18 protein-coding genes and 1 other annotated feature are annotated in these 23,140 nt (G+C 41.0%); of the genes, 4 read left to right on the top strand and 14 right to left on the bottom strand.

The window, feature by feature from the left end; all coding sequences use genetic code 11:
• Nucleotides 1-40 precede the first annotated feature (40 nt).
• Together ACYQ1I_RS14075 and ACYQ1I_RS14070 are read left to right on the top strand one after the other, a co-directional pair.
• Nucleotides 41-1,150: an SGNH/GDSL hydrolase family protein gene (locus ACYQ1I_RS14075; RefSeq protein WP_459766397.1), complete on the top strand. Its 1,110-nt coding sequence runs from the start codon at nucleotides 41-43 to the stop codon at nucleotides 1,148-1,150.
• Nucleotides 1,151-1,174: 24 nt separating this feature from the next.
• On the top strand, nucleotides 1,175-2,596 hold the full coding sequence (locus tag ACYQ1I_RS14070; protein WP_459766395.1) for an MBOAT family O-acyltransferase: 1,422 nt from the start codon (nucleotides 1,175-1,177) through the stop codon (nucleotides 2,594-2,596).
• Nucleotides 2,597-2,631: 35 nt separating this feature from the next.
• Here ACYQ1I_RS14070 and ACYQ1I_RS14065 read toward each other — a convergent pair whose 3' ends face one another.
• The 11 genes from ACYQ1I_RS14065 to ACYQ1I_RS14015 form a co-directional block, all read right to left on the bottom strand.
• The gene (locus ACYQ1I_RS14065; protein WP_459766393.1) at nucleotides 2,632-3,456 is read right to left on the bottom strand and encodes an HAD family hydrolase; all 825 of its coding nucleotides are present in this window, start codon (nucleotides 3,454-3,456) and stop codon (nucleotides 2,632-2,634) included.
• Complete coding sequence (locus ACYQ1I_RS14060) at nucleotides 3,453-5,936, bottom strand: phosphoribosyltransferase (RefSeq protein ID WP_459766391.1); 2,484 nt, start codon at nucleotides 5,934-5,936, stop codon at nucleotides 3,453-3,455. The genes ACYQ1I_RS14065 and ACYQ1I_RS14060 overlap by 4 nt, the downstream gene beginning before the upstream one ends.
• Nucleotides 5,920-7,023: an HpcH/HpaI aldolase/citrate lyase family protein gene (locus ACYQ1I_RS14055; RefSeq protein ID WP_459766389.1), complete on the bottom strand. Its 1,104-nt coding sequence runs from the start codon at nucleotides 7,021-7,023 to the stop codon at nucleotides 5,920-5,922. The genes ACYQ1I_RS14060 and ACYQ1I_RS14055 overlap by 17 nt, the downstream gene beginning before the upstream one ends.
• A gap of 109 nt (nucleotides 7,024-7,132) precedes the next feature.
• Nucleotides 7,133-9,865 (bottom strand): calcium-translocating P-type ATPase, PMCA-type, encoded by a 2,733-nt coding sequence (locus tag ACYQ1I_RS14050; RefSeq protein ID WP_459766387.1) that lies wholly within the window; start codon nucleotides 9,863-9,865, stop codon nucleotides 7,133-7,135.
• Between the two features lie 94 nt (nucleotides 9,866-9,959).
• Nucleotides 9,960-10,541 (bottom strand): TerD family protein, encoded by a 582-nt coding sequence (locus ACYQ1I_RS14045; RefSeq protein ID WP_459766385.1) that lies wholly within the window; start codon nucleotides 10,539-10,541, stop codon nucleotides 9,960-9,962.
• Nucleotides 10,542-10,569: 28 nt separating this feature from the next.
• Nucleotides 10,570-11,175, bottom strand: coding sequence for a TerD family protein (locus tag ACYQ1I_RS14040; RefSeq protein ID WP_459766383.1), 606 nt, complete (start codon nucleotides 11,173-11,175; stop codon nucleotides 10,570-10,572).
• Nucleotides 11,176-11,243: 68 nt separating this feature from the next.
• The gene (locus tag ACYQ1I_RS14035) at nucleotides 11,244-11,921 is read right to left on the bottom strand and encodes a TIGR00266 family protein (RefSeq protein ID WP_459766381.1); all 678 of its coding nucleotides are present in this window, start codon (nucleotides 11,919-11,921) and stop codon (nucleotides 11,244-11,246) included.
• Nucleotides 11,922-11,943: 22 nt separating this feature from the next.
• Entirely contained in the window at nucleotides 11,944-12,525 is a 582-nt protein-coding gene (locus ACYQ1I_RS14030; protein ID WP_459766379.1) for a TerD family protein, read from the bottom strand.
• A gap of 72 nt (nucleotides 12,526-12,597) precedes the next feature.
• Nucleotides 12,598-13,671, bottom strand: coding sequence for a toxic anion resistance protein (locus ACYQ1I_RS14025; RefSeq protein ID WP_459766377.1), 1,074 nt, complete (start codon nucleotides 13,669-13,671; stop codon nucleotides 12,598-12,600).
• Between the two features lie 26 nt (nucleotides 13,672-13,697).
• On the bottom strand, nucleotides 13,698-15,326 hold the full coding sequence (locus tag ACYQ1I_RS14020) for a YceG family protein (protein ID WP_459766375.1): 1,629 nt from the start codon (nucleotides 15,324-15,326) through the stop codon (nucleotides 13,698-13,700).
• A gap of 604 nt (nucleotides 15,327-15,930) precedes the next feature.
• Nucleotides 15,931-17,031 (bottom strand): hypothetical protein, encoded by a 1,101-nt coding sequence (locus tag ACYQ1I_RS14015; RefSeq protein WP_459766373.1) that lies wholly within the window; start codon nucleotides 17,029-17,031, stop codon nucleotides 15,931-15,933.
• A gap of 184 nt (nucleotides 17,032-17,215) precedes the next feature.
• Nucleotides 17,216-17,428, top strand: a binding site (T-box leader).
• Nucleotides 17,429-17,519: 91 nt separating this feature from the next.
• Here ACYQ1I_RS14015 and tyrS point away from each other — a divergent pair.
• On the top strand, nucleotides 17,520-18,746 hold the full coding sequence (tyrS, locus tag ACYQ1I_RS14010; RefSeq protein ID WP_459766371.1) for a tyrosine--tRNA ligase: 1,227 nt from the start codon (nucleotides 17,520-17,522) through the stop codon (nucleotides 18,744-18,746).
• 62 nt (nucleotides 18,747-18,808) lie between these two features.
• Here tyrS and ACYQ1I_RS14005 read toward each other — a convergent pair whose 3' ends face one another.
• The 3 genes from ACYQ1I_RS14005 to ACYQ1I_RS13995 all read right to left on the bottom strand — a co-directional run bounded on the left by ACYQ1I_RS14005 (nucleotide 18,809) and on the right by ACYQ1I_RS13995 (nucleotide 22,574).
• Nucleotides 18,809-19,741, bottom strand: a complete 933-nt coding sequence (locus ACYQ1I_RS14005) for a DUF362 domain-containing protein (RefSeq protein WP_459766369.1) — start codon at nucleotides 19,739-19,741, stop codon at nucleotides 18,809-18,811.
• A gap of 97 nt (nucleotides 19,742-19,838) precedes the next feature.
• Nucleotides 19,839-21,569: a 5'-nucleotidase C-terminal domain-containing protein gene (locus ACYQ1I_RS14000; protein ID WP_459766367.1), complete on the bottom strand. Its 1,731-nt coding sequence runs from the start codon at nucleotides 21,567-21,569 to the stop codon at nucleotides 19,839-19,841.
• 171 nt (nucleotides 21,570-21,740) lie between these two features.
• Nucleotides 21,741-22,574 carry a Cof-type HAD-IIB family hydrolase gene (locus ACYQ1I_RS13995; RefSeq protein WP_459766365.1) on the bottom strand — a complete coding sequence of 278 codons (834 nt, stop codon included), beginning with the start codon at nucleotides 22,572-22,574 and terminating at the stop codon, nucleotides 21,741-21,743.
• 139 nt (nucleotides 22,575-22,713) lie between these two features.
• Between ACYQ1I_RS13995 and perR the strand changes: the two genes are divergently transcribed.
• On the top strand, nucleotides 22,714-23,127 hold the full coding sequence (perR, locus tag ACYQ1I_RS13990) for a transcriptional regulator PerR (protein ID WP_459766363.1): 414 nt from the start codon (nucleotides 22,714-22,716) through the stop codon (nucleotides 23,125-23,127).
• Nucleotides 23,128-23,140: the final 13 nt, after the last annotated feature.

Raw genomic sequence — 23,140 nt, 5'->3', positions numbered from 1 at the left:
GATTAATTGCTATAATAGCTGTAGAGTATTTGACCAGGGGGTGTCGAAAATTATTGCCCGTCAAGAAAAAAGAAGCTATTATAATCGAATCACCATTTATTTTATAATCTACTTTCTTATGTTTCAACTTGTCATTGTTCTGACCAATCCTGAAAAAATTATTTATCAGGATCGAATGAATTATGATTTGGTCAAGAACCGTACAGCCAATATCGAGGCTGTTTTTAAAGAGGTCAAGCACATTATAGAGGAGGAGCATTTAGAAAATTATGTTGTAATTCTGGGAGATTCCGTGGCCTATAGCAGCCCTGGCCCTGCCAACACCTCTATTGGACATTATCTTAATGCCAAGGCCCAAAGGGAGGGCTTACAGCTTAGGGTATTCAATTTATCCATGCCCTCCATGGAAATCGGTGATGTTTATACTATGATGCTAAAGATGGACGAATATGGTATTTCTCGAGATAATTTGGTTATCGATATCCTTTATTCCGGATTTTTAAATCGCAATAAAGCATCTCGAGTTTTTTGGTTGGCACCTCAGCTAAGGGAGCTTGATCCCTTGGTTTATGAAGAAGAAAATATGGATGCCGATTTGCCCGAGATGAAAACCAATTATTTGCAAAGGCTTTTGGAGCCGATAAAGGAAGCATTGTTCCAATTGCCTATTTTCATGTATAAGGATTATATACAGGCCTATGGTCTTGAAACCTTCAAGCATATACGTGGAAATATGATAGGGGCCAATAATCCGGTGCTGCCCTGGACTGAAAAGCCCTTTTTAAAGGACCTGCTTAAGGAATACCAGTATCGTATCATGTTCAGCAGTTCACCCTTTATAATGGATGAAAGTAATCCGCAAATACGTTATTTAAATCGAATTATCAAATTACAGGAGGGTAAAAACACCTTAATCTTTTTAGCCCCCGTTAATGAAGCGCTGGCAGAAGATTTAATCGAGCATGATAAATATTATGAAAACCTTGACCGAATAGACGCTTATTTCAAAGGATTGAAGGTCAGCTACCTCAATCTATATGGTGAAATGCCCGTCGAATACTTTTCCGATCATGTTCACTACACCAAGGAGGGCTATCAATATTTATCTGATCTACTGTGGAAGGAAATCGAAAAATGGAACCTTCAATAATTATCTTGCATAGGAGGAAAATCAATGCTCTTTCACAGCTTTGAATTTATATTTTTGCTTGTGGTAACCTTTATATTATATTATCTATTTCCTAAGGGTAGATTATGGCTGTTGGCCATTGCCAACCTGGTATTTTATAGTGTGTCGGGATGGGGTTACCTGTTGATTTTCCTTGGGGTATCGGCTGTTACCTATTATTGTTCCACCAGGCTGGAGGGGCCCCATGGAAAGCTATATTACTATTTTGGACTACTGGTTAATCTCTTAAATCTGGCTTTTTTTAAGTATACAGGATTCATCCTTAAAAATCTGGAAACAGCCCTTGGTCTTCATTTTCCCTGGCAGGATTCCCTTTTGGCTAAAATTGTTTTACCTATCGGGATTTCCTTTTACACCTTTCAGCTGATAGCCTATTTAGTAGATGTTAAACGGAAAGAAATTGCACCCTGTGAGTCTTTTGTGAAATTTTGGGTTTTCATTTCCTTCTTTGCCCAGCTAATTGCAGGCCCCATCATGCGGGGTAAAGAGTTTTTACCACAAATTTCATCTTTAAAGAAAATCAACTATCAGACTGAGTATATACGTGACGGACTTTATTATATTGCCATGGGAATGGGCAAAAAATTAATCTTTGCCGATTTATTAGCATCCAAGGTGGATTATTATTTTTTACAGGCCAGCCACCTGGGAACATTGGAATCTTGGTTTGCCTCGTATTTATTTGCCTTTCAGATCTATTTCGATTTTTCCTCCTACAGTGAAATTGCTGTGGGGGTGGGCAAGCTCTTTGGCTTTGACATGGCCATTAACTTTAAAACCCCCTATTTAAGCGGCAATCCGTCGGAATTCTGGAAGCGCTGGCATATTACGCTATCCTCCTGGATTAAGGACTACCTTTATATCCCCATGGGCGGATCAAAAAAGGGGTTTACCCTTCAATGCGTATTTCTGCTGATTGCCATGACCCTTTCAGGTCTATGGCACGGGGCCGCCTGGAGCTTTATTGTTTGGGGATTGTACCACGGTCTTTTAAGTGTACTCCATAAAATATACAGGCGATGGCAGCAGACCCACCACCCAGCCTGGATTCAATCGAAATGGTACAGCGCATTGAGTATATTTGTCTTCTTTCAGTTAACCACCATTGGTTGGGTATTTTTTAGGGCAGCGACTCTGCAAGAGGCCCTTCATATGATTCAGGGGATGCTGAGTCTTAATCAAATTCGTATTAGCCCAATCCATTTATTTTATTTTGGCTTTATTGCCCTTCTATGGCTTTTACACTATATTGAATATCTGGTACGGAAAAATGCCCCTGTTCTGATCGGTCACTGGCAGACGAGGGTTCCCGAGTTTGTACGGGCTGCGGCCTATGTAATGGTTTTGTTAATCCTAATACTATTTACCCAAGGAGAGCAAAGCACCTTTATCTACTTTCAATTTTAAACCAAGCCGCCCCATTTTTGGTAGGGCGGCTTAGTTTATGGCATATATTCCTTTATTCTTTTCAGTACAACATTAAGAATTTCTTCAGCCGCTAAAATCCCTTTATTGGCTGTAAAGTGAATCGGTTCTCCTCTTTCGACTTCAAGGGAACTGCTTTCTATAAGCTCACCATGAAAAGGGGCAATGGCGTAATCAGCCAGGTTCAGCATTGGTAAATCCAGGAGGGAATCTCCTGCTGCCACCAGGGTGTGAATACCCAATTGCTTTTTTAAAAAGGCCAGGGCTGCCCCTTTATTCAGGCACCGGGGAATAAAGTACAGCTTTCTTCCCTGTAACGAGCCTGCCCATTGATTTTCCCTTAGCCAGTTAAAGAATGGATTTAGGGCTTCCCGACGAACCTGGGCTGTATCCAGCGTAAAATATAAAAACATATTATCAGCCCGATAGGCTGATTTGACCCATTGGCTTTCTCTGGTCTCCAGAAAGCGTTTTTCCACTTGCTCCAAAGATAGGGTCGTCTTCTTTATCTGATCCTTTACTAGCTGCTGCCATTCCTTCATTGGTTCTCCATCTTTTAAAATATTGCCTCCATTGGTAACAATGGCATAGGAGGGCTTTATTTGTCCATGAAACAGCGTAATACGCCTATATTGATGGATGGTTCTGGTGGTCACAGGGACAAATAAAATCCTCTCATGAATCCTTTTTAGCATTTCTATTACATTTCCAGTGGTATAGGAAATCTCCTGACCTTTAATGCTCTCAACCAGCTGTAGGGAAGCCTGCAGGGGCTCCTGGAGCCTGTCCAGGTACCGCCTGCTGAAAATCAGGGTGCCGTCTAAATCAGAGGCAAAAATCATTCGGCACCACCTCCCATAGGTTTAATAATACCGCAGCATCCGTAGGCCATGGAGGGGTATCGCTCTATAGGCACCTGCTTTTCCTGGGCCAGCAGAATAATGTGCCTTAAATTACGGTCATTTTCATTTTTAATTAATATTTTCCATGGTACCCTTCTTAATAACACCCTGGTGGTTTCTCCAATCCCCGGCTTAATCAAATTTATGTCGTCAATGTGGAAGTCACGCTGTATTTCCTCTATATCCCTAAGGCCCTTCCAGGTTGGTTCAGGTTCAGGTTCTTGCCACTGTAAAAGAGCTTCATCAATAGCTCTATAGGCCTCTGTAAAGTAGGCAGTAACCTGATCAATAAATAAATTGGAAAGGTCCTCTGCCGCCAGCTCCCGATAAAACTTAGCTCCATGAAAATCCTCTGGCTGGATTATATCAGTTCTATGGACGGTTCGACTAACCAGCCCTGATACCGTGGCATTGAGGCAGGCACTGGGAATAAGAAAATCCTCCCGAGAACCATAGATTTGGGTACAATGCCCGGGATCAGCCAACACCGCCAAGCCAGGGTCAAGATCGATATCATAATGCTCTCTTAGCTCATGGCAGGAATCCATCAATACCCTTGCGATTACCCCCTTACCTGTCCATCCGTCAATAAATTGCAGCTCCATACCAGGATGGTATTTTATGATATGCTTGATGGCATTGAGATCAATTCCCTTTTCTCTGATAATGGAAATACTGTAGTGGGGCAGAGCCATTTGGTACCTTTGCTGAATGTATCGTTTAATCAGAATTCCGATGGGGGTACCGGCACGGGCCAGGGAGACCAGCACAATATCCTTTCCCCGATTCCTTAATATCTTTTCAGCTACAATCCCTGCCGCCACTGCCAGCTTCAGGCCTGATTCCCCCAGGGATTGGTGAAATAAATCAACATATTCCCTAGAAGGCACATATTCCACCGGAAGCATCTCTGAATAATGAACCCCCGACTGAATGGCCCTTTCTCGATATTGGGTGTCCCTTTCCACCATTATATGGCTGATATCCTTCAGAAGAAAAATTACATCCTCCCTTGAATAACTGCCGATATCCGGCATTTCATTTTCTCCTGTAAAATAAACAACATTGATATGATCAGCTAGCTTTCCTAATATTAATAACAGCGATTGTAAAGCCCCAGGCTTCACCTGCCTTTCCAGAAATAGATAAATTTCGTCGTAGGTCCCCTGGGGAATATTGTACAGATAGTTTTTTAGCCCTGTATCCTCTGGACTCATGAATTCAAAGGCATTTTTTATCCCGTAATTCGCCTCATTACAGGGATAAATGGGGCTTCTGGTGGTGGAATGGTATTTAACCCCTTCCCCCATCCAGGCCGATATTACCATAGGCAGATAAATAAATTCACCGGTGCCTAAACAAAGGGTTCTTGATCCCTTTCTGGTCTTAGAAAGGGCCTCTCCCAGGGTCTTAAGGGTTTGATGGAGCTTTGGCCTGATATGAGCTGATATTCCAAACCTGCCTGTTTCCAATAGATAGGGATTCTGATTTTGCTGATCCACCTTCCCTGCCGAGGGATAAGCCAAGGATTCTTTAAAGTACTCATCTAATCTGTAATAATTGATTTTTACCGAAGAATTGATGTCAATAGCCATGGCCTGTTTACCGATTCTATCGGGCAATTCCCTTTGGACTGAGCCGGAAAGCCGGTAAGCTCCCTTCAATAGAGAGATTACCTCTATCGTTACACCCAGGGTTTTTTCCAATTCACAAAGGGCCTGATGATTTTCCTCAGAACGCCAATCAAGGATAGTCGCAACAATATATTTTTTTCTGGGAAATCGTTTTTGCATAGCTGTAATAATGTTAAGGGCTGTCTTTCCAGTGGTCAACTCGTCATCTACCAGCACAACGGTACGGTGGGGCGCAAATATTTCGGGTTTGGTAAGATAGATGTAATGCCGGCTGGCGTGGGAGTGTTCTTCACTAAAGATAATGCGATCCCTTAAATCAGGAAGCTCTTCCCGGGTAGTGTGAATAAAGGCACTGTCCCCTGCAAAGGAGTCAAACATACCATAGCCCAGGGCTGTGGCAGTTTCTGCAAATCCTATAAAGGTCATAGGCTCCGGCAAAGACAGCGATTGCTCTGAAAGATGGTACAAATCCTTTGTTTCTCCCCTTAGGGCCTGACTAACCATATCTATTTGGGCTGCTTCCTTCTGTTTATAGAGCTTATCAAGCATCCGAAGGCCCAGGGCTCTGCCTGCTAGCTGATGAATTTTAGGGTCAATGGGAATATGCTTCCCTAAAAGCTTGCTGACAAAGAGAAAGCTCCTTTTTAGATTTTGTCTGGTTGCCAGGGAAAACAATTTATCCAGAGGAATCTGATAGGGGTTCTCTCTAATGCTTAAGCTAATTTTCAGTCCATTGATTAATTGATATTCATAGGGGTTAAATTGATCATTATCTAAGTAGGTCAAGATAGCTTCTCCCTTCATGAAACACACCAAATAGCGCTGCTCTTTTTATGATTTTATTGGCCCAGCTTAGGTGGGGCTTTACCTCATTCATTTTGTTGCCATACTGACTTTTTACTACACCGTTGTCATTATTTTCAAGGGATTGAATACGCAGGGCATCTAAATAATCCTCATGGCTTACTACCTGTAGGGCTTGAACAGGTAAGATTTGACTTGGGTGAATGATGGTTTTTCCCCAAAGTCCGTTTTCTCTGTCAAGCTGTGCTTCTCTGATTAACCCTGCCAGGGGCGCTTTAGCAGGATCAAGGATTGAACCGGGAGGACTAAAATACTCCCATACTGAGCCCGAAATCACGTATTCATCGTCACACCGTGAAAAGACATTAACAATATCAGCGATACAATCCCTAAGGACCATAATATCATATAAAGTCGTTTCACTGCTTCGCCTTAGTCCAAATAGCCTGGAAAAATCAGTGGCACCGATTCGTATGTTTAAGACAAGGTCTTTGAAGGAATCAAGGAGCTCTTTTAATTCCAGCAGATTGGCTATTCGACTTTCTTTGTATATGATATTTTTGTCCTCCAGAATTGGCATTCCAAAAATCGGATTGGTTCTACCGTTATTATAATCCCTTAATGCATTAAAATAATCCCTTCCCTGTCTTATATTGAACTTTGGAAAGACAAAGCCTGTTAAAAGGGGATGATCCTCCAGGGCTAGCATTAATTTTTTCATTTGTTCTAGGCTTCTTACTCGAATAAATATCAGCGGTACTTCCTCTTGGTTGATTTCCTCACTTTGCTGGGCTGACTGGAGGCCCTTCATCTGATTAATAAGGTTTTCTTCACCTTGCTGCACCTGGGTATCTGGTATTGCGTCCTCTAAACAAATAACCAGAGAGATTAAACCCCTGAGTTTTTCCTTAATCAAATCCTTCAACAGCATTTCCCTGGTTGCAGGCATGTAAAGGGTAGGCCCTAGGCCATAGGCCAGCAGTTCTTTAGAGCTTGACCGCTTAAATGACTCAGGGGCCCTATAAAAAATTGTATTCTCTTCAGCTTTTATATTGTTAAAATATCGCATTGTTATCCACGTCTCCACTGGTTGACTTTTATTTTAAGATTTGAATTAGACTCGTACTGAAAATAGAAAATAGGCAGTAGAAGGCAAACACCTTCTACTAACCCATTCTTTATGCCACCCTATCTTCTGCATTTGACCGGGTTTCTTCCTTAATCTGGTAAGGAGCCAGTCGTTTTGGTTTAAAGAAGGTATTTCTAACTAGCTTACGGGCCAAATCTAACGGAATAATCAATATGGCAAGTAAGATTACATAGCCCCATTCCGATAGGACCATCCCGCTGGTTCTTAAAATATCTCCCCCCACATAGGTTAAGAGGATTTGAACCGCAAAAATCAGTGTAACGACCTTTAAAAAGCCCTTGTTTTCATAAATATGATCCAGCAGATTTAAATCTTCTGTTCTGGCATTGAAAATATTAAAGGCATTAATAAAGATGAAGAAGGAGAAGAAGCCGGTCAAAAGGTACATATCTTCTCGTCCTGCTCCGCCAACCCTGAAAACACTTTGTACCCAGGGTGATTTTAAGAAGAAAATACACATGGCTGCAATAAAACCACCATTCAATAAAATCGAGCTCCACATATCTTTGCTGATAATGGATTCATCCCTGCGCTTAGGTGGCTCCAGCATATATTTTTGAAGGGCAATTTCTCCACCAAGGGCCAGGGCTGCCAAGGTATCCATTACAAGATTCACCCAAAGCATTTGAGTCATGGACAGCGGCAGATCGACCCCGACAAAGGGCCCCAGGAAGGCAATTAAGATTGCCCCAACATTAACTGTAAGCTGATAAACAATGAACTTTCGTATACTATGATAGATGGTTCTTCCATATAAGACTGATTTAGAGATGGACAGGAAGTTATCGTCCAATACAACGATGTCTCCGGCCTCCTTGGCCACCTCGGTTCCGCTTCCCATGGCAAAGCCCACATCGGCCCTTTTTAATGCAGGGGCATCATTGACACCGTCACCCGTCATACCCACCACCAGATTGAGCTCTTGGGCAATTTTAACCAATCTGGATTTATCAGTTGGTAAAGCCCTGGCAATTACCTTAATATTGGGAAGCATCTCCTTTAATTCATCATCACTTAATTCTTGAATTTCCTGAGAGGTTAAAACAATATCTGATTCGTACTGCAGGAGTCCTGCATCCTTGGCAATGGCTACAGCAGTTTCCTTCCGGTCTCCGGTTATCATAACCACTTGGATTCCGGCCCCTTGAGCTTCTCGAATGGCAGCTACCGATTCACTTCTTAAGTCATCTCTTATTCCCATAATCCCTACGAAGGTCAGCTTCTTAAATTCAGGCTCATCTGCCAATGGCTCCTCTGAAGTAGCGATGGCAATTACCCGTATTGATTTAGATGCCAGCTTTTCTATGGTTTCTTCCATCGGCATCTTATTGATAAAGGGAACCTTTTCTCCCTTATCGTTATAGAAATAGCTGCATTGGCTTAAAATTATTTCTGGTGCGCCCTTGATTAGGGTTAGGTTGAATTGACCTTTTATTTGGGTGGCAGAATATTTTTTATCACTGGAAAAGGGAATTACCTTTACCTGCTCTATGGGGTAATCCTTAAGGTGGGCACAGGAAACAAATTGTAGTACGGCCCGTTCCGTCGCATTACCGCCAACCACTTGATAATCACAGGTTTCTCCCTCTTTAATAACGGCATTGGTATTCTGTCTTAAAGACAAATTCAGCAGTTCCCCCAGCTGTTCCGGAATTTCATTGAATTCTGAATAATCTTGATTATTCCCATCTACAAAGGTAACCGCCTCCAGCTGGCCCTTGGTAATGGTTCCAGTCTTATCAGAAAACAGTATATTCAAACTTCCAGCTGTCTCAATACCAATTAGTTTCCTCACAAGGATATTGTCTTTAAGGAGCTTTTTCATATTTAATGACAGTACCATGGCAATCATCATGGGCAACCCTTCCGGTACCGCCACCACGATAATAATAATGGCAAGGATAACGGCTGTTACAAAATCATTGACAGGATTTTGCCAATTGGAAAGATAGGCCATGATACTGGCTCCATCAAATCCATTATCTATGACGATCTTTTTGAACATAAAGGAAAGGGCAATTAGGGTACTGCCAATGTAGCCAAATTTACTGATTCCTTCTGCCAAGGCATTGAGCTTCACCTTAAGGGGTGATTCTCTGTCATCGGTTTGCATTTCCTGGGCTAATTTCCCATAGAAGGTTTTGTCCCCTACGGTTTCCACTAGCATGACGGCCTCACCGGAAACCACCAAGGTGCCACGATAAACATCATATTCGTTGCTCAGGTCTGTGTTGATTCCTTCCTGAACATAATCCTCTGGGATACTGATTTTTTTAACTTCCTTGGATTCACCAGTCAGGGAGGCCTGGTTAATATTTAAGGAACCATGTAAAAGCTTACCGTCGGCCGGTACCTTATCACCGGTTTGCAGCAAAATGAAGTCGCCCACTACAATGTCATCTATTAATAGCTCTTGAATCATACCATCTCGAAAGACCTTACACTTAATTTTTGAAGCATCATCCTGCAGCTTTTGAAAGGATTCCTCATTGCTATATTCTGACCAAGTGGCGATCATGGTGGCCAGGATAACTGCAATGGCGATCCCTAGAGATTCAAACCATTCCGTTTTTCCCATAAACATAAAGATAATGTTTATGACCAGAGCCACCATTAAAATTTTAATAATCGGATCATCAAAATTCCCCTTAAACTTATCCCAAAAACCTTCAATTTCCGGGGGAGTAAGGCGATTGGACCCGTGTTTCTCTCTGGATTGTTGTACCAGCGAAGCATCTAAGCCGTTAATATCGTATTTCATATACTCATCTCCTTGTATATAACAAACGAAGTATACCTAAAGACAAGGGTGTCTATGCACCCTTGTTCTTCTGGTAAATCATAAAAAAACATCTTTATCCAACCTGTAGCCCATAATTTTGGCAAAGGGCCGCTAAACCACCTTGAAAACCGCTTCCTACAGCAGCAAATCTCCATTCATTTTGATAACGATAGATTTCACATACTACCAGGGCGGTTTCTATTGAAAACTCCTCAGCCAAATCATATCTTAAAATTTCGGTATTGGTTTCTTCGTTCACAACCCTTACATAGGCATTGGAAACTTGTCCAAAATTTTGTGCCCGTTGAATGGCATCATGAATCGTTACAGTAAAGGCAATTTTACTTACATAGTCAGGAACCTTTGAAAAATCCACCTTAATTTGCTCATCGTCTCCGTCTCCGTCACCGGTTCGGTTATCACCGGTATGCAGAACAGAACCGCTGGCCCCCTGTAAATTATTATAAAATACAAAATCTGTTTCATTTAATGCCTTTCCATTTTCCCTTAGAATAAAGGCAGAAGCATCAAGGTCAAAATCGTATCCACCGGAATATTTATTAGTATCCCAGCCTAGGCCTACGATAATTTTGGTCAATCCCGGAGTATTTTTAGTTAAATCGATTTTTTGTCCCTTTGATAAATTAATAGTCATACTAGTGTCTCCTTTCAAATGGTTATTATTAATATCTTCTTATGATCTCACTGAGGGAAGCATCCTGGGTACCCTGCCCTATGGCCGCAAATTTCCATTCATTTTCGTGACGATAAATTTCTCCCACAAAAAGGGCAGTTTTACCTGAATAATCATCAGTTAGATTAAATCTTACCATTTCCTGTCGATTGCTTCTGTTAACCACACGGATATAGGCATTTTGAATCATGCCAAAGTGCTGTTTTCGACTGACACAATCATAAATATTCACAACAAAGACCAGCTTTTTAATATTGGAAGGTACCAGGGGGAGGTTAACAATAATTTCTTCATCATCCCCATCACCATCACCAGTTAAATTGTCACCTGTATGTCTAACGCTACCACAGCTACTTTGCAGATTTCCAAAGTAGATCAGGTTCTTTTTGCCAATCAACTTGTCATTGCCATCTAACATCAGCACAGAAGCATCACAGTCAATATTGGGAGGCGGGCTGCTGAACAGCTTTCCTAAAAAACCAGATGAACTGCTTTGGCTAACGGGATCCCACCCCAGACCTACTAAGATTTCTGTTAAGCCTGCATTTCCCTTTGTTAAATCAATCTTTTGTCCTTTTTGCAAATTAATTGCCATTTAATCACCTCTCCTACAGATTTGTTATTCCTTCCCGGCCGTTATTTCTGATTAGTCAGAAATTCGCCTTATTTAGATGGAATAAATTGCTGAATCCAAGAGCCAAAGCCCTTGGGATTTCTAGTTTGAATCAGAACTGTTCCTGGCCCTCTAAAACGGCAAACCAAGCCTTCTCCTGAGGTAAAGCTGGACACCCATCCCTTCGAGGCCTTTTCGATTTGATAGTGCATATAATCAGGCCATGCTACCAGATGACTGTTATCAATAATAATTTCTTCTCCTGATTCAAGATTTATAGGATGGATGGCCCCGTATGTATTAACAAAGACCGTTCCCCTACCTGTAATTTTAAGAATAAAAAGTCCTTCCCCAGAAAACATGCCCCGGGTAAGATTTTGCATTTGAGTAGATACCTCTATTTGCGAGGTGGCGGCTAAAAAACCGTCTTTCTGTACACATAGCCCGTAGGAACCGTCCAGTTCAACGTCTGTTATACCACCGGGAATTGAGGGAGCCAAAAGTACCTCTCCTGGTCCTCGGCTGGCAACAAGGGTTTGAAAAAAGAACTTTTCTCCCGCCAGCATTCTGCCAAAGCCCTTTAGTATGCCCCCCTCCAGCTTTCCGTCTACATCCACCGTAGGGGCCATGGCTACCATGGCATCGGACTCAGCCTTTAGGTTTTCTCCTTTTTGCAGGTTGATTTTAATTATTGGAAATGCTTGATCGTAAAGTATTTTATATTCCATTTTTGCTCCCCCTGTTTAGCCCTTATGCCAGATTTACCCCAAAATTAGTACAAAGAGCCGCCAGCCCTCCCTGGAAGCCACTGCCAATGGCATTAAATTTCCATTCATCACCATGGCGATAAAGCTCTCCCACCACCAGGGCTGTTTCTACACTAAAGTCTTCTCCCAGGTCATATCGTATTAGTTCTTCGCCGCTGTCTTCCTTCACAACACGAATGAATGCATTGGAAACCTGTCCAAAGTTTTGTGCTCGTTGTTGTGCTTCATGAATTGTAACGGTAAAGGCAATTCGATGTACGTTTTGTGGTACCTTACTTAATTCTAGCCTTATTTGTTCATCGTCTCCTTCTCCTTCACCAGTCAGATTGTCACCCAAATGCTGAATGGCTCCTGAGGAATGAGTTAAATTGTTGTAGAAAATAAAATCTGCATCGCTCAACACCTTGCCGGAATCCCCTAAAATAAAAGCAGCGGCATCGAGGTCAAAGGCAGCACTTCCGTCATATTTGTTGACATCCCACCCTAATCCAACAATTATTTTCGATAATCCAGGATTTCCCTTGGTCAAATCAACTTTTTGTCCCTTACTTAAACTAATCGCCATAATTTTCACACCTCTCCATTTTTATCAAATATTATTAACTATTTTTATAAAGAAACTACTACGAAGCAATTTTTACTGATTTTTCTCAAGTTTATTTTGCAGCTCAAGTAGCTTTTTACGACTTTCTTCACGGCTTTGCTTGTTTTCTATTTCAATCTGTCTTGTTTCTTCGATACCTCGCATAATTGTTTCAAAGGTTTTTTCCAGGGTCTCAATCTTGATACTGGAGCCTGAAGTCAATCGTGCAATATCTACGGATTGAGCAGCAATATTTTCGGCATTTCTTAATAGCATTTCATTGGTCTTTTCATCCAGGGCCCTCATGGCATCGGCTTGAATTTTTTGTCTCTTAATGGCAATAGCTTGAATTAAGCCTGACTTAAAGACCGGTAGCGTAATGACAAAGGCACTGCCGATTTTTCTTAATAAATTATAATTACCTCTTTGAATCAGTTTAATTTGTGGAGCAGTTTGCAGCGATACCATTTTGGCCATTTCCAGGTCATGAACTCTTTGTTCAACCATTTCTAAGGCCTGATGAGCATTTTGCAGATTGACACTATCCATTTGGTTCCCAGAGGTAGCAGCCTGCTGCTCCAGTTGAGGGATCACATTATTCTTCATATGGTCAATAACCAAAAATCCTGCCTGTATATATTTTTCAAGATTTTCGTAATACTGCAGATTTTTTTCAAACATTTCCTCCAGCATCAAGTTGGTTTTATTAATTTCACTTTCATATTGCTTAATTTCTACGTAAATCTTTGAAATTTCCTTATCCATGGTCTGGTATTTAGCCAGCAGCTTATTGATATCATCCCTTACCTTGTTAAAGATTTTCTGAAGCAAGCCCGGCTTGCCTTCGACGAAATCCTTTGGATCAAACTTTGACATAATGGCATTTAACTGCTGCAACATCTTGCCGCTGTCTTCAACAGAGGAATTGTTGATGGAGGCCAAAATTCTATCGCTGAATTTGGAAATTTCAACCGCTGTCTCCTGGCCAAAGGACATGATTGACTGGGCGTTTCTAATATCCAGCTCATTGGCAAGTTTTTGGAGCTCAGGTGATGACTTCACCTTATTCGACACCTCAGTAACCTTTTTCTCTAAATCAATTTCCTGAACTTCTAATATTTCACTCATATTAACCCTCCTTAAATTTCTAAAATTTATGATTGAAGAAACCAAAATAAACCTTTTTTGATAGGATTACGGTTTTCCTGAGGCTGCTGGGCCACATTGAGGTTGAAGCGCAGCTCTTCCAGCCGGTGTATATCATAATAGGCCCGATTAATTCCATTTTCAATATTGTTATAGCCTGTTGGGGTAAAGATAACAATATCAAAGCCAACAAAATGTAAAAAGGCTAAAATAATTAAGTCCTCTTTGGAAAAGGTTCTTTCATCTCGGTCATAGATAATAAGCTTTGGCAGCCCATAGGGATAATCGAAACGCTGAATCAAATCAAGATAACGCTTTTCTAACGATAAAATCGTATATAAAATCTTTGTTTTTAATTCTGCAGTAAGGGGAAAAGTAAATAGATCCTCTGTTACAATCAGTTCATTCATCTTATCTAGGATTAAATTTTGAACAGAGGTTTTTAAATAATGAAATCGGTATTCCTTCAACTGTCTTACCTTATCAAGATTCAAGCTGCCATCTATATTAAAAACACTTCGATTGATTAAATAATTTCTTTCAATAGTAAAGGGAATTTCTTCAATTAACAGGGTTGTCTCCTTACTGATAATTAATGAATTAAATTGCTGCCAATACTGGTTTAAGTCTGTCAAGGTTCCGCTAACTTTAGCAAAGATATTGGGAACATATACTCGCCCCTGGTCAACCTTAAAGCCTTCTCTGAACCTGGCATCCTCCTTCCAAAGAATAAACAGCTCATCGTAGGTGGTCTTTAATGAATTAACCTTCAGCTCATAATCTTCAAATTGCCAGGGCCTGTAGACACCGCTGTCTTCGGTATGAAGTACCTGATCAATTTCAACCGAAGCACGATAGGCCACCGTTTCCTGCCTTTTTTGAGTGGGGATGGTCGGAAAGCTCTTAATAGGTATACGCTGGGGATATTCCAAAAGATTAGAATAAATATCAATTCTTGGAATTTCTTCAAACCGCCCGCCATCAAAGGAATTAAAGTATAGCACATCGAAGCCCATAAAGGATAACAATAATAAAAAATAGGCCTCATCCCGTTGTATTTCTCCATAAAACAATACCTTCGGGTTCACACCGCCATATTGATAAGCAGTCAGTAAGGGAACTGCATACCTTTCAATCCAAAATAACAGCTTAATATAAAAGTTCTTAACAATATTAATATTTTTCTGGCTTGCCATAAAAACATCCAAAAGAAGTACCAGCTTATCTTGAATAAGCTTATTTTTTACAGGACTCATGGAGGTCAATATACCAGGCTTTATGGTTAATGATACGATGGCTTCGGCGGTAGGGTCGTTAATTCTGCCCACCTGATTCCAGTATTGATTCACCCTTTGGATAAAATCATTAGGTATAAATCGATCAAGGCTTTTATCATGCTTTTGATATAATTTATCTAAAGACATCAGCTTTTCGTGGAGGTCTAATATTTTCTCCTCATAGGCAGCTTCCTCTTCGACTCCGATAATTCTGTAAAAAAAGACAGGTGTCATCATAATTTGCTTATTGTAGGCAAATCCCCGTCGTTCTTTTGGTAGGATAAAAATTTCTTCATAAATATCTTTAGCTTTGCAATTTAATGTGTTGATGGCAAGGTTATGAAAATTAGCATCCCCCATGGATCACCTGTTCCTCCTTCTGTCATCCTAAAAAATACTACTTATAATGATGTACGTATTAAAATATAGAATGTTTATGTATTTCAGCAATTTTTTTCGACCAATTTTTGATGACCAACACCTTCTGCAGGATAAATAAAACCCCTAATCAATTCGACAAAATAATTCTAGCTTCCTTCAGAAAAGCCAAATATAATCATTACCTTTATTTCCCTATAGGTTATTAGTACCCAAAAACTATTATAACATATCTTTTTATCTTTAGGACTTCTATGGTAATTAAAGGAACATTAATTTTTGATTAAAAATGAAAAGGTGAAAATTTCCATCGTTCACCATTTAGGGTGTGTCTGAATACTCCGAAGGGTGCAGATTTTACTGAATTTTTGTCAAGCAAGGCGCTTTTTTGAAGGCATACCAGGAGTACGTCAAGGAAAAGCAACGCTGCGGGGGACAAAAAAGCGGTGAAAGATGCCCTTGAGTAGGTTTTCAGACACGCCCTAATATAAATATTCAATACTTTATTGTCGTAAATTAATTCCCCAATAAAATTAGGAGGCAGATCATATTTATGTCTACCTCCTGGTTTGAAAAAAACATTCATTTACTGATATTCATTTACTGAGAGTACACGACCAATATAAAGTTGGTCTATTATGACATTACCATATTTGCTTCCATCACCTTTGGGAATATTAAAATACTCTTCATTATAGCTGATTCCATTGGTAGAGCCCTGGCTGGACCAATATTTTAAGCCTACAATCTTTCCGTTATCCCGTATCCAATTGATAAAAATAACAGTGTGGCCCGTATGGTTCTCTCTGCTAAAGTCAATGATATCACCTGCTTTAACCTCTTCTAAATTGGTAACAACTTTACCTAACCCATATTTTTCAATTACACGGGCCGCATTGTTTTGAGCCTTATTGCCATTGGCTACAAACCACCCAAGGGCAAAATCATAAAGTTCATTCCATGTCATGCCGTTAAAATCATCCTTTGGCAAGCCTAATTTTTCATTTCGATTCATCATGGCCTTGAAGAATACCTCGAAGGTAATTCCCACACAATGGCTGGCTTTGCTGCCGTTGGGATGGGCCTTTAAAAGTAATTGATCCTGATAATACAGGTTGGTTGTCACCCCATTATAATTTGCATAGTCATTATTCAATAGATAAGGATAATTGCCAGAAGAATAGGTTTTAATAACATCTAATATGTAGGAATTTAAATCCTGTTTTAAGAGCTTATCCCTTTCTACCTCACCACGATTTACTGGCTCCACTGCTTTAGGCGGTATTTCCTTTTCAGGTGCTTTGTTTCCACTATCTGTTGACGGCGGTACCTGAATATCTTCCTTTCCCTGAAGATCTTTTTCAGAATCCTTCTTTTCTTCCTCCTCTTTATTTTCCTCAAGGTCTTCTTCCTCTTCCCCAAGGTCTGATGCTTCTTCTTCCTCTTGTTCAGGATTTTCTTCAGCAGTTTCAAATTTACCATTTTGAAATTGATTTTGTTCTATGTAGCCTACTTCATCCATCTCTAGTAGATAACTGGCCGCCATAGGCTTTTCCAGGAACTGATGGTGCATACCATAAACTGCTATAGCTGATCCCAGCAGTGTACCACATATCGGTATCATCCATTTAAGATGCTTATTGATATTCATTTTTCCATTCCTTTCACTGCTTTTTAATGGTTCCAATCAACAAATCCCTAGCCCTATTATACAAAATTCAGAGGATGGTTTACATAAGAAATAATTAGTAACCTTAGATATAATTACCACCAATGAATAAAAAGCATACAAATAAGATAACATAAGAATAATTTTATATATTTCCCTTGAATTTGGTATCATGATATGGTAAGCTATGTTAAATATAAAATATATGGCAATGAAGGGTTTTAGTAGTCCCCATGGTTACAAATTAGAGAGTAGATCGGCTGGTGAAAGATCTATAGCACATGAAGGGATGAATTACAGCCTGGAGCTTCGAGGTGAAAAGCCTCGACGGTTTCCCATCCGTTATGATGGGCTAGAGGCATTTATTTAAACAATGCGAATTAAGGTGGTACCACGGGTCTTTCTCGTCCTTTTTGGAGAGAAGGGCCCTTTTTTTATAATCTAGTTGGAAAGTGCTCCTTAAAATTAAAAGAGACTTTCCCCAAACGCTATAGGAGGTTGAGTCAATGGAAAATGTATTTGATATTTTAAAGGAAAGAGGCTTTATTCAGCAAACCACCCATGAGGAAGAAATCAAAGACCTTTTGGGAAAAGGGCCTGTCACCTTTTATATTGGCTTTGATCCCACTGCCGACAGCCTGCATGTAGGACATTTTCTTCAGGTAGTTGCCATGGCCCACTTACAAAGGGCAGGACATAAACCGATCTTTTTAATTGGCGGCGGTACAGCCATGGTGGGTGACCCGTCGGGCCGAACCGATATGAGAAAAATGCTAACCCCTGAAGAAATACAGCATAATGGGCAATGTTTTGTGGAGCAAACCAGTAACTTTTTGGACTTTTCAGAGGGTAAGGCGGTTTTAGCCAATAATGCTGATTGGCTGTCAGGCTTAAATTATGTTTCCTTTTTACGAGAAATTGGAAGGCACTTTTCCGTTAACCGTATGCTGACTGCTGAATGCTTTAAAAGCAGAATGGAAAAGGGGCTGTCCTTCCTGGAATTTAACTATATGATTATGCAGGCCTACGATTTCCTGGAGCTTCATAGAAGATACGGCTGCCGCCTGCAATTGGGCGGCGACGACCAATGGTCAAACATTATTGCGGGGGCTGACTTAATCAGGCGAGTAGAGGGTGAAGCTGCCTATGGTATGACCTTTACCCTTCTAACCACCAGTGAAGGCAAAAAAATGGGTAAAACCCAATCCGGGGCCATTTGGCTAAATCCAGAAAAAACATCGCCCTTTGAATTCTACCAATACTGGAGAAATGTAGACGACAGGGATGTTGAACGGTGTTTGGCCCTGTTGACCTTTATTCCAATGGACGAGGTTCGCCGCCTAAGTGCTTTGGAAGGGGCAGAAATTAATCAAGCCAAAGAAATTCTAGCCTTTGAGGTCACTAAACTGGTACACGGAGAAGAAGAAGCCACCAAGGCCCAGGAGGCAGCCAGAGGTTTATTTGGAAGGGGTTCTCTGGGAGGCTCTGTACCCACCACTGAAATTTCCTCCGCCGAATTTTCTGAAGGAATAGATATTTTAAACCTGTTAATCAAAACAGGTCTGGCCTCCTCCCGGGGAGAAGGCCGAAGGCTCATTCAGCAGGGTGGCCTCACCATAGATGATGAAAAGATAGATGATTTTAATTTGGTTTTAGGATTAAAGGACTTTAAGGATGGCTCAATAATGCTTAAAAAGGGGAAAAAGGGCTACCATCAGGTAAAGCTAGTCTAGATTTTATATTATAAAGAAACCACAGCAAAAAAGATATTCTGCTGTGGTTTTTTGTAAAAAAATTATTGATTCCCATGTATACCTTTTAATTGATTGTTTTTATCTATTGTAATTGCTTCCCCATAGGCCGCCACGGTGAAAATTCGCTCTGCTTCCTCAAGGGCTATACCCTTAATTTCCATTTTTTTTGGGTCTACCTCACCTTGAGCCTGCTGATACAGTTCGTAGAGGTAGTGAATGGCCTGGGGTAAAAATCCCATGAGCCTGGCCCCAATGGCATCTGCCGCCAGGGCATCGGTGGAGGCTATCACTAGACCATTGGTATTAACAGCCTTTCCCTCCGATGGTCCTGTACCAATCATGGCCTTATCTACACTAACTATGGCCAAATCTGCGGGGATTTTTTTAGTCATGGCAGCGATGAAGCCATGGAGGTCTTCATGGATTCCCAGTTGCTTTTTAGGAAAACCATGGACACTGGCAGGGGGCCAGGCCAGGGCAATATTTTTAATAGCAGCACTGATGGTTGCTTCCTCGTGCTGCTTTAATTGCGTAAAGCTAATCAGCACATCACATTCTGTTACTAATTGATGAATGGGTGTTTCCTGAATAATATGATGCTCCAGCTTAAGGGGCACAAAGGGGCCATAGTTTAAATCTACAAATTCCACAGCTTCTTCCTGTATTATCCGGTCATAGCCAACGCTTTTAAAAACATTTGAAGTTTCTTCTCCTCCTGAGCCCACCGCCACAGTAATTTTCTTTGGCTGCCGCTTCTTCACAAATTGAATCAGCTCCCGAAGGGTTTCCGGCCCCACCACAACCGCCTGTTGAGGGGCCATTGACTTAACCCAGTTGGGGGTAATGACCACTCGATCCCCCGGCTTAAAGATTTCTTCCAGGGGTAAAAGCTCAAGGGCCTCCCTTAGAGATTGCTGTTCCTCCTGGGCCTTTATGATACTCACCACTGGCCGATTTACACGTCTTGTTTTCATATGATTCCCTCCTCTTTTTATTAATATTTTCCAGGAAGAGGGCATACCATACACAAACCCCGGAAAAGTTCTTCCGGGGCCTGTAGACAATTGGCCTTTATTTGATTGGAATCAGGATTTCCTGACCGGGGAAAATTAAGTTTGGATTGGCCAATTGATTAATTTCCTGTAGTTCTTCCCAGGTTAAACCATATCGAGGGGCAATTTTTGATAGCCAGTCCCCCGGCTGTACGATATAAATAATCCTATCGTTTTTCTCCTCTAATTTCACCGGAAGGTTAATTTCTATTTCCTGGGAAACTGCCTTAATTCGTCCCTCTGTTTGGGGCGATACGACACCTTTTTTCTGAATATACTCAATCAAGGCTTCATCCATGGCCATATATTTTCTAACGGTAGGTGCTTTCGCCAGCCAGCTATAGCCATCGCCGCCGGCGGCCAGAAAATCATTAGTGGCCAATAAGTACTCCCGCTCAAGGTCGAGGGCCTCACCATTTACTTGGATATTTGTGATTCTGTCTCCGGCCGGCCTGCTCAAATCAATAATGAAGGTCATTCCTGCCACATGGGGAAAGGCTCCCTTTAACTCTGGGTAGGCATCGGTTCCATGCTCTAGCATTGCTTTAAGATCGGCACCCTTAACCCTTTTCGTTTCGATGGAATTTCCAAAGGGAAATACAGAGATAATGTCACCCCTTGTAATATCCCCCGCTGCAATGGAGCCCCTGATTCCGCCGCCATTGGTCAGGGCAATTTCTGCTCCTGTCACCTCTAAAAATACATCTGTCAACAGATTCCCTAAATTGGTTTCCCCCTTACGTACCAGCTCCCTTTCACCATCCAGGTGAAAACTGGCTTTTCCAATGATCTCTGACAGAATTTTTTCCTGCTCCGTTTCAATCTCACTGATTTTAGCCATCACTTCGGCTTTTTCTGCTACACCTGCTGCATCTTCCTTGGAAATTAATCTAGCCTGCCGATCAACGACTTTTCCATTTTCCACCGTTATATCTACTATGCCCAGGTATTTCCCATATTCTCCAGCACTGACAATTAGGCTGTTTCCTGTTTGAAGCCCCTTTTCCAAAATGGAATGGCTGTGGCCGTCTATAAACAGGTCAATTCCATCCACTGCCTCAAGTACCTTAATACTGGTATCAACACTTTCCTTATCAATTCCCAGGTGGCCCAGGGCAATAATAATGTCACTTTGATCCTTAAGGGTATCTACCATGGTCTTGGCCGTTTCCACCGGGTCTACAAAGGTTAAACCCTCTACTCCCTTTGGATGGGACTTCACTAAGGTTTCTGGGGTAGCCAGACCAAAGATTGCAATTTTAATACCCGCTATTTCTTTAATCGTGTAGGGTGGTAATAGATTTGATCCATCTGCCTTTAGTACATTGGCGGCCAAAATAGGAAACTGCGCCATTTGTTCCAGTTCAACCAGCCGCTCCTGTCCATAATTGAAATCATGATTTCCGGCAGTCATGGCATCATAGCCAATTAAATTCATTAATTGAAGGATGCTTTCCCCCTCTACCATGGTGGCGACGGGCAAGCCATGAACTGTATCACCGGCATCCAATAAAAGGGTGTTGGGATTGGCCTCTTTTAATTCGTCTACCAGGGCTGCAATTTTACCAAAGCCCATTCCGTCAAAATCTGCTTCCACCACACGACCGTGAAGGTCGTTAGTATGGACGATGGTAATATGGACGGTTTCTTCCCCAGCCCCAAAAACCATTACAGAACCAAGGCTTGTTAAAAGCAAAGTTAAAACTAAAAATACCGATAGTATCCCGAGCTTTGAATATTCTCTCCTCATGTTATTTCCTCCTCACCTATAAATTTTTGACACATAATACCTATTCTTTACAAGGGTCTACTATCCTGCCAAGTTTACAAAAATTTTACATGTCGTTAAAATATTAACTAACTAAAAAGAGCCTGGTATATTATTTAGTATTACCAGACTCTTTTACTGTTACTGTTGTTTTTATTCGGTAGCATTTAAAACATACTTTTCAATACCAAGGGCTACTCCATCCAGATCATTGTTAGCCGTTACATAGGTGGCCCTTTGTTTAATGGCTTCATCACTGTTTCCCATGGCCACAAAGGTACCAGCAAATTCTGCCATAGATAAATCGTTATAGTTATCGCCAAAGGCAATCACTTGATCAAGACCAATACCATAAATGTCAGCCATCTGTTTAAGGGCCTGTCCCTTTGAAACCCCTAGGTTCATAATTTCAAGGTTATTATACCAGGATTTATTCAGCTCGATGGTTTTAATCTGCTGAAACAAGGGTTTGAGGGCTTCAAGCCTTTCCTGACGATGATCAACAATTACGAACTTTAATACATCAATGGGATTTTCCTTTAAATACTCACCGGCATCTTTAATTTTTTCGAATTGCAGGGTACTATCTATTCTTTCTCGGCTCCCCCAATAGTATTCCTCAAGATAAGTGGCCCAGCCCTGTTCAACGTACAGCTTTTCTTGATCATAAAAATGAAAATAGACCTGTTCCTGTTGACAGATATTGATGACTTCAAGGGAATCCTTTAAATTAATGGTGTCTTGAAACAAGACCTCATTGGTTATATGATTACGGATTAAAGCCCCATTGCACGCTATAATAGGTGTTTCGATTCCCAATAGCTCTGCATAGACCCTGGCAGAGGTAAAAACCCGGCCAGTGGCAATTACAACCTTTACACCCTTTTCTATGGCCTGCTTTAGAGCCCTTTGATTCCTTTCACTTACTTCATTTTGGCTGTTAAGTAAGGTTCCATCCATGTCTACGGCAATTAATTGATATTTCATGAAACTCCTCCTTGTAAAATTGGATTTAAAAAATTATTTTAAATTTTTCTTTTCGGTATGGATTGACAATTTCTTAACATTGTCTTATAATGTAAACAGAATCGTAAATAATAATATTTATTTTTTAGGCGGTGAATAAATGGAGACCCTAGTTAGAGCATTAAAGGAAAACAACTGTAAGATTACCCCCCAACGATTAGCTGTTTACAATATTCTAAAAGATAGCTATGATCACCCTAACGCAGAAAGTATCTACAATAAGCTGGCGCCCACCTATCCCACCATTAGTTTGGCAACGGTGTACAAATCCTTAGAGCTTTTCGCCCAGCTTGGATTAATTCAAGTCATTAATATCGGAGAAAACAGCTTTCGTTATGATTACAATTCAACTAACCATCCCCATGTGGTGTGCGTAAAATGCCACAAGGTGGAAGATTTAGACAGCCAGCTTTTTCAGAATTTATCAACTAAGGTAGAAGATCTGGTTAATTATCAAATCACAAAGCAACAGCTTTGCTTCTATGGTGTATGTGCCGATTGCGCTACTGATTAAGACACTTGCACGT

This window comes from Alkaliphilus crotonatoxidans, assembly GCF_054658015.1.
This window is presented reverse-complemented; position numbering and strand designations above follow the sequence as displayed.

Coding starts and splice junctions, on each gene's coding strand:
- ACYQ1I_RS14070 (WP_459766395.1), top strand. CDS start 1,175: ATGCTCTTTCACAGCTTTGAATTTATATTTTTGCTTGTGGTAACCTTT.
- ACYQ1I_RS14065 (WP_459766393.1), bottom strand. CDS start 3,456: ATGATTTTTGCCTCTGATTTAGACGGCACCCTGATTTTCAGCAGGCGG.
- ACYQ1I_RS14055 (WP_459766389.1), bottom strand. CDS start 7,023: ATGCGATATTTTAACAATATAAAAGCTGAAGAGAATACAATTTTTTAT.
- ACYQ1I_RS14050 (WP_459766387.1), bottom strand. CDS start 9,865: ATGAAATACGATATTAACGGCTTAGATGCTTCGCTGGTACAACAATCC.
- ACYQ1I_RS14045 (WP_459766385.1), bottom strand. CDS start 10,541: ATGACTATTAATTTATCAAAGGGACAAAAAATCGATTTAACTAAAAAT.
- ACYQ1I_RS14040 (WP_459766383.1), bottom strand. CDS start 11,175: ATGGCAATTAATTTGCAAAAAGGACAAAAGATTGATTTAACAAAGGGA.
- ACYQ1I_RS14035 (WP_459766381.1), bottom strand. CDS start 11,921: ATGGAATATAAAATACTTTACGATCAAGCATTTCCAATAATTAAAATC.
- ACYQ1I_RS14030 (WP_459766379.1), bottom strand. CDS start 12,525: ATGGCGATTAGTTTAAGTAAGGGACAAAAAGTTGATTTGACCAAGGGA.
- ACYQ1I_RS14025 (WP_459766377.1), bottom strand. CDS start 13,671: ATGAGTGAAATATTAGAAGTTCAGGAAATTGATTTAGAGAAAAAGGTT.
- ACYQ1I_RS14020 (WP_459766375.1), bottom strand. CDS start 15,326: ATGGGGGATGCTAATTTTCATAACCTTGCCATCAACACATTAAATTGC.
- tyrS (WP_459766371.1), top strand. CDS start 17,520: ATGGAAAATGTATTTGATATTTTAAAGGAAAGAGGCTTTATTCAGCAA.
- ACYQ1I_RS14005 (WP_459766369.1), bottom strand. CDS start 19,741: ATGAAAACAAGACGTGTAAATCGGCCAGTGGTGAGTATCATAAAGGCC.
- ACYQ1I_RS14000 (WP_459766367.1), bottom strand. CDS start 21,569: ATGAGGAGAGAATATTCAAAGCTCGGGATACTATCGGTATTTTTAGTT.
- ACYQ1I_RS13995 (WP_459766365.1), bottom strand. CDS start 22,574: ATGAAATATCAATTAATTGCCGTAGACATGGATGGAACCTTACTTAAC.
- perR (WP_459766363.1), top strand. CDS start 22,714: ATGGAGACCCTAGTTAGAGCATTAAAGGAAAACAACTGTAAGATTACC.